This is a genomic window from Trinickia sp. Y13 (assembly GCF_029522115.1).
GTDB lineage: Bacteria > Pseudomonadota > Gammaproteobacteria > Burkholderiales > Burkholderiaceae > Trinickia.
The window spans coordinates 1-5,074 of record NZ_JAKWFK010000034.1 but is presented as its reverse complement, the minus strand read 5'-3'; the positions used below and the strand labels follow the sequence as shown (position 1 = coordinate 5,074).

The following is a 5,074-nucleotide window of genomic DNA, read 5'->3' as shown; positions in this document are numbered from 1 at the left end:
TGGCAGGCCGAGCTCGAGCGGATAGAGAAGCTGCGATGGTGGGATAAGGTGCATGGAGTTGCTGGGTTGCCTGCCGATCCGGCGGTTTATCATTTTCATCCGGTGGGGTTGGTGGGGAATTTTGTTACCACGTTGCTGACCATTGAAGAGGCTAGAGTGAGAGCATTCCTGCGTATGATTCGCGTCGGCGAGGGTACGGAGGGGGCAGCGGGGTATGCGCGATTGTTTGGGGGAGAATCTTTTGTTAAAAATTATGGACGAGACTTTAGGGATCATCCTCGGATCTTGATTACGAGGACGAACAGCAAAGGCAAGACGCTAAAATCCACGGCCGCCGGTGCTTATCAGGTAATGGGATATACATGGGATGATCCGGCAAATGTACAATATCGAACAAAATACGGTATTGATGATTTTTCGCCGGCTAATCAGGATAGATTTTGCGTCATTCTTCTGAAATTCAAAAGGCACGCCATTGGTGATATAAAGTTGGGAAACTTGGAGCGTGCGATTTTTGATGATCAATGTAACAGAGAATGGGCTAGCCTCCCGGGTGACGTATACCAGCAAGGTGGGGTCTCTATGGACAAGGTCAAGGAAAAATTTTCGCAATATCTGGACGATGAATTGAGCGGCAAAAGTGATCTTGCAGTTTCTGTTGGTGCCCTAGATGATTTGATCAAATAACGTGGATGTATTGCAATGAAAACCAAATTTATTTGTGTATTCTTTTTTGGGGTACTCTTTAGTTTTTCGACTCTGGCGGAGAATAATCATCAAAGACCTAAATTTTCAGACTATCCGATGCCCCTCTATACTGGGAGGCTTCTAATTCCGTCGTATTACGTAAAATCTGGAGATACGTGGCGGGACGATATGGGGAAGGAGGTGGCTCCACCTACAATTAACTTTTCGGGGAAGTACCATGTCGGCCTTCACAGTTGTGGAACCGAATGTCGTTACTATACATTATCTGATTTATCTACTGGAAGTGATTCAAAAGCTCTGGATATGTTTTCATCGGACGGTGAAAAGCCTACTAGAACGAAAGATGGCCGTTCATATATAACGGACTTGGTGACTCGTCCGGCTAGCGCGATGATAGTGGCGCAGTATCATATCGACGCATCTGGTGATCGTCCAGCCGAATGCCGCGAACGCGTATTTCTGTTTAGTCAGAATGACGACGTGATCAAGCCTATCACGGCAACGATAAGCGGGTGCGACAGTCATTAGCAGACTGTTGAAGTATCCTCCCTCATGGCGAGACGATAGCTTTTCCAAGAGGTGCTACGCCGATTTTGAGGGTGTCGATTTGATGCTGGATTTCCTTAATTCGGGCCGATTCGATGTCGTTTCCTCGCCAACTTTCGCCGCTACGCCGCTTTTGCCGCGAGCGTTCGCATGTGCGTGCGATGGTTGTAGGCCGCCCGCGTCAGCAGGAACGATTGTTCGACTCGCTCGCGCCCGCGACACATGACCTGCCGAATCCAGCCAATCGTCTTGCCCCAGCCAAACACCTGCTCGATGCATTTGCGCTTGCGCTGGCTGATGGCGTAGCCCGCAACACGCCCACATTGTAGAGGTAGACAGACAGTCGATTCCTCAGGAAATCTCGGATCAGGTTGCCGCCGGGGGCAAGGATGAAACAGCGATTGATGCGAGCAAGATTGCAATTCGAAACTGGTTGCTCGGGCAGCTTGCGGGTACGACAGCATTCCTCAACGACAACAAGGCGTGGATTAAAGAACTGTGGTCTGAACGATTCCGTTTGATGAAGATAGTCCACAAGAATGCTGGCGAGCGCTGGTATGTCGTATTCACAGGGAATCCGCGATCGCGTAGATTGATAACGGCCTCCCGCTATGGCGTTAAGCACGAAAAAGTGCTGACAATTGCCGGTGGGGCCGGTAGCGTCGAGTCGGGTACGGCCGCGGCGTGGGAGGGAATCAGAGGTGTGGCAAAGAAGGCCGGGTTAATCGCATTGATATTTACTATGACCCTCGACGCTGCGGAGTGGCCGCGCGATTACGAACAGATAGGACCCGATGGGAAGCGGAGCAAAGATTTTGCCGATTTGCTAGGAAAGCTCGGAATTGATTTTCTAAAGGCGGGCATAAGTGCCGCGATCGCGTCAGCTGTCGTCGGAGCGGCGGTTGCGCTATTGGCGGGGTCGATCATGGTGCCGGTATCGGCTATCGTAATTGGCACGCTCGTTGTTGCAGCTCTCGTCGGTTACGGTATTGATTTGCTTGATAAGAAGGTCGATGGTACCGCCCATGGAATTGCTTTTGTTAGAGTGATTGGTGAATCGTTGAAGCATTCGGTAGAATATTTGCAGAAAGCTGTGGAAAATGACTACGAATCGTATTCGCTAATGTTCGCGGGCGAAGGCGGGTATGAGTCGTATAACAGCGGAACGAAAGATATGCCTGGTAGACGGGTGGGACATTCCTTCCCGCATCCGCCAGCGGGAACGGTGACACATAAAACCATTAATGATATTCTTACCACGGAATCGCTTTCCGGGACCGACCCAAATCGCTTTTTTGCGACTGGGAAATATGAGACAACGTTGAGTACGCTGCGGGCGGCGAGGAACGCTCTCGGTCTTAGCGGAAATGAAAAATATGACGTGAATATGCAAGAGCGCGTATTTCGTGACTTCCTCATCAACGACGCCGGTGGCGAAGGTTTGGCCCGATTTGTGAAGTATGGCCGCGGTACCGTGTACGACGCACAATTGGCGACGGCCAAGTGCTGGGCGTCGATAGCGGCACCGAAAGGCGCAAAGATTAATAGTGGCAAGATTTCGGATGGCACAATGTCGTACTATGAAAGTCGTGCCAATCACGCATATCAGGCATCGACCAATAAGCTGGTCGATTTGCTAAATAAGATTGCGCAAGAGAGAGGAATTTGATGAAAGTGACACTGGTAACGCTTCTGGTTTCACTGATTGTTGCGGTTAGTCATGCCAATGCCGCAGAGGCTGCGATGCAGTTGGGTAATCATCCATTCGAAAAGGTGCAAATTGATTACCCTTCCGGGGAAGGATGCTCTTTTCAATATAGTCCAATTCAATTTTGTGACGAAAGGCATGTCGATGAAATAAAGCGTGCTATTGCGGCAATGGCCCCGAATTTCAACCACCATTATATTCTTTTGATTATGCTCGAGCGTAAAAAATATTACGAGCATTCGGTCGTTGCTATAGACTCAAAAACAGGAATCGCTTATCCACTCCCGTTCGACTCGTATTCAGGTGATGTCGATGCGAAAGGCAATATACATGGTTATGGTCATATTTTGTATGATCTTAATAGCAATCGCGTCTGCATTTCTGGAGCTATTGTTGCGTATCGGCAAATTGATAGTGGCAAGCTCTGTTGGAGCTTCGATGGTGCTAAATTCGTCGGGCGCCATACTCCTTATATGGAGTAGACGAGTTTAATACACTGAACGGCGAGTGTGGCGCATGCATGCACCAATCAGAGTTATTATAAATTGACAAAGAGAAACTTTGTATGGATCTCGTTGGGGCTGGGTACGCTTTTCGGTTTATGGCGTGGTGCGCTAGCTGTTTCGGTTGCGGATGAGGAATCGTACAGGGTAAGGGCATGTCGTTATACAAAAATGTCGGTGTCGCCGTCATCGCGTAATAAGCGCGTGGTTTCCGCGGCGATAAGAATTTTCGTAAATCCCTTCCAGATCGTCTCAGCGCTGGGGATCGTTCGGGGGCACGATTGATTTCGCCGAGTTCAAACCATTGAAAATCCACGGATATTACGTGCCGTTGACTTACTTGCCCTTCGCACAACTGGATATCGCTAAGTGCCTCTCGCTGCCCGAAGCATCGGCGGTCGACTTGAACAAGGTTCATCATATTAAGGACCCGAAAGATCATGGCACTCGCTAAGCTCCAGAAAATACTACCGCTGGTTGTGGGTGTGGCCGCTATTTTTGGATGCACTGGCGTGCGTGCGGGCCCACTGTCTATTTGCCTATCCGCGAGTGACGTTTCCAGAATCAAGCGGGAGTTCTTTTCTACCTTTCCCGATCATGCCGCATTTGACAATTACGTCGATCAGTCAAAATTTAAGTTATTGACCAACGTTATCAATGGTGCAGCGCTGCAGAGCAGTGGAAGGCCTGTCGGCGAAAAAATCGATTGGTTGATGACCACGTTCGACGAACACAAACCATTATTTGAGAATATGAAAGGGCTCGATCAGCCTACTTTTTCCTATATCAAGGGTGAGTTAAGGGGGCGCCAGTTGTCCGTCGATAATGGGAGAACGTCAACGCATTTTCCCAAGAATGAATGTGTGCGAGACGTAGAGTTCACGGCCGTAGGTACGCAGTGCGTGATGTCTCAACGACTACAGAATTTGACTTTCAGCTTTATAAAAAATGAAAATAGAACAATATTGGCGTCCGTAGGCATTTATTTCATTGCATGTCAGGACAAGAAGCTCCCGTGAGCTAGGTTGGCGCATGTCGTTATACACAACGTCCCGGTCGTTCGGCGCAGGCGACGAAGCCCGTTTACTTTCAATGATATACAGCAGCGCTTGTAAACTGTCCGCGTTTCGCGTTTCGCGTTTACTCTCCGCTTTTGAGCGGACGCCTTGTTCACCGAATCGACGCCCTGGACACAAACGGAATTCGAGCAACTGGACCTTGGCGACGCGCGCCTGAACAAGCGAGCGAGGCTTTTAATGGAAAGGATGGCGGCCGAGCCGACGGCCAGCGTGCCGCAGGCATGCCACGGTTGGAGCGAAACGATAGCGGCGTACCGCTTCTTCGATAACGAGAAGGTCCAGTGGCATGCGATTCTGGAGCCGCATTGGCAGCAGACGCAAAAGCGGATGCAAACGCATCAGGTCGTGCTCTGTCTTCAAGACACCACCGAGCTTGACTTCAACGGTCTGGAGGCGATCGGAAGTGGCTTCGGGCGCGATGCTGGTCGATGTGGCCGATGCCACGGAGACGGTTAAACGCGGCCTGATGCTCAAGTCTCTTGCAAAAGACGCCGGCAACGCGCCGTGGGTCAAAGTGCAACCGACGCGCG

5 protein-coding genes and 2 pseudogenes are annotated in these 5,074 nt (G+C 50.2%); 6 read left to right on the top strand and 1 reads right to left on the bottom strand.

Going from position 1 to position 5,074, the window contains the following annotated elements; translation table 11 throughout:
* Both MMB74_RS27180 and MMB74_RS27175 read left to right on the top strand, forming a co-directional pair.
* Positions 1-687 (top strand): glycoside hydrolase family 104 protein (locus MMB74_RS27180; protein WP_277431698.1); only part of this gene is annotated, 687 nt, incomplete at its 5' end.
* 15 nt (positions 688-702) lie between these two features.
* On the top strand, positions 703-1,236 hold the full coding sequence (locus tag MMB74_RS27175) for a hypothetical protein (RefSeq protein ID WP_277431697.1): 534 nt from the start codon (positions 703-705) through the stop codon (positions 1,234-1,236).
* Between the two features lie 140 nt (positions 1,237-1,376).
* Here the strand turns inward: MMB74_RS27175 and MMB74_RS27170 are convergent.
* Positions 1,377-1,562, bottom strand: a pseudogene (locus MMB74_RS27170) (IS5/IS1182 family transposase); the annotation flags it as partial.
* A 212-nt stretch (positions 1,563-1,774) separates the two neighbouring features.
* Between MMB74_RS27170 and MMB74_RS27165 the strand changes: the two are divergent.
* From MMB74_RS27165 to MMB74_RS27150, 4 genes and pseudogenes are all read left to right on the top strand, one after another.
* Positions 1,775-2,923, top strand: a complete 1,149-nt coding sequence (locus MMB74_RS27165; protein WP_277431696.1) for a hypothetical protein — start codon at positions 1,775-1,777, stop codon at positions 2,921-2,923.
* A complete protein-coding gene (locus MMB74_RS27160; protein ID WP_277431695.1) occupies positions 2,923-3,444 on the top strand; it encodes a hypothetical protein in 522 nt (173 codons plus the stop codon). Before MMB74_RS27165 ends, MMB74_RS27160 begins: the two co-directional genes overlap by 1 nt.
* A gap of 461 nt (positions 3,445-3,905) precedes the next feature.
* Positions 3,906-4,484, top strand: coding sequence for a hypothetical protein (locus MMB74_RS27155; RefSeq protein ID WP_277431694.1), 579 nt, complete (start codon positions 3,906-3,908; stop codon positions 4,482-4,484).
* 147 nt (positions 4,485-4,631) lie between these two features.
* Positions 4,632-4,931: pseudogene (locus MMB74_RS27150) on the top strand (transposase DNA-binding-containing protein); the annotation flags it as partial.
* Positions 4,932-5,074 lie beyond the last annotated feature (143 nt).

Coding starts and splice junctions, on each gene's coding strand:
- MMB74_RS27175 (WP_277431697.1), top strand. CDS start 703: ATGAAAACCAAATTTATTTGTGTATTCTTTTTTGGGGTACTCTTTAGT.
- MMB74_RS27165 (WP_277431696.1), top strand. CDS start 1,775: ATGAAGATAGTCCACAAGAATGCTGGCGAGCGCTGGTATGTCGTATTC.
- MMB74_RS27160 (WP_277431695.1), top strand. CDS start 2,923: ATGAAAGTGACACTGGTAACGCTTCTGGTTTCACTGATTGTTGCGGTT.
- MMB74_RS27155 (WP_277431694.1), top strand. CDS start 3,906: ATGGCACTCGCTAAGCTCCAGAAAATACTACCGCTGGTTGTGGGTGTG.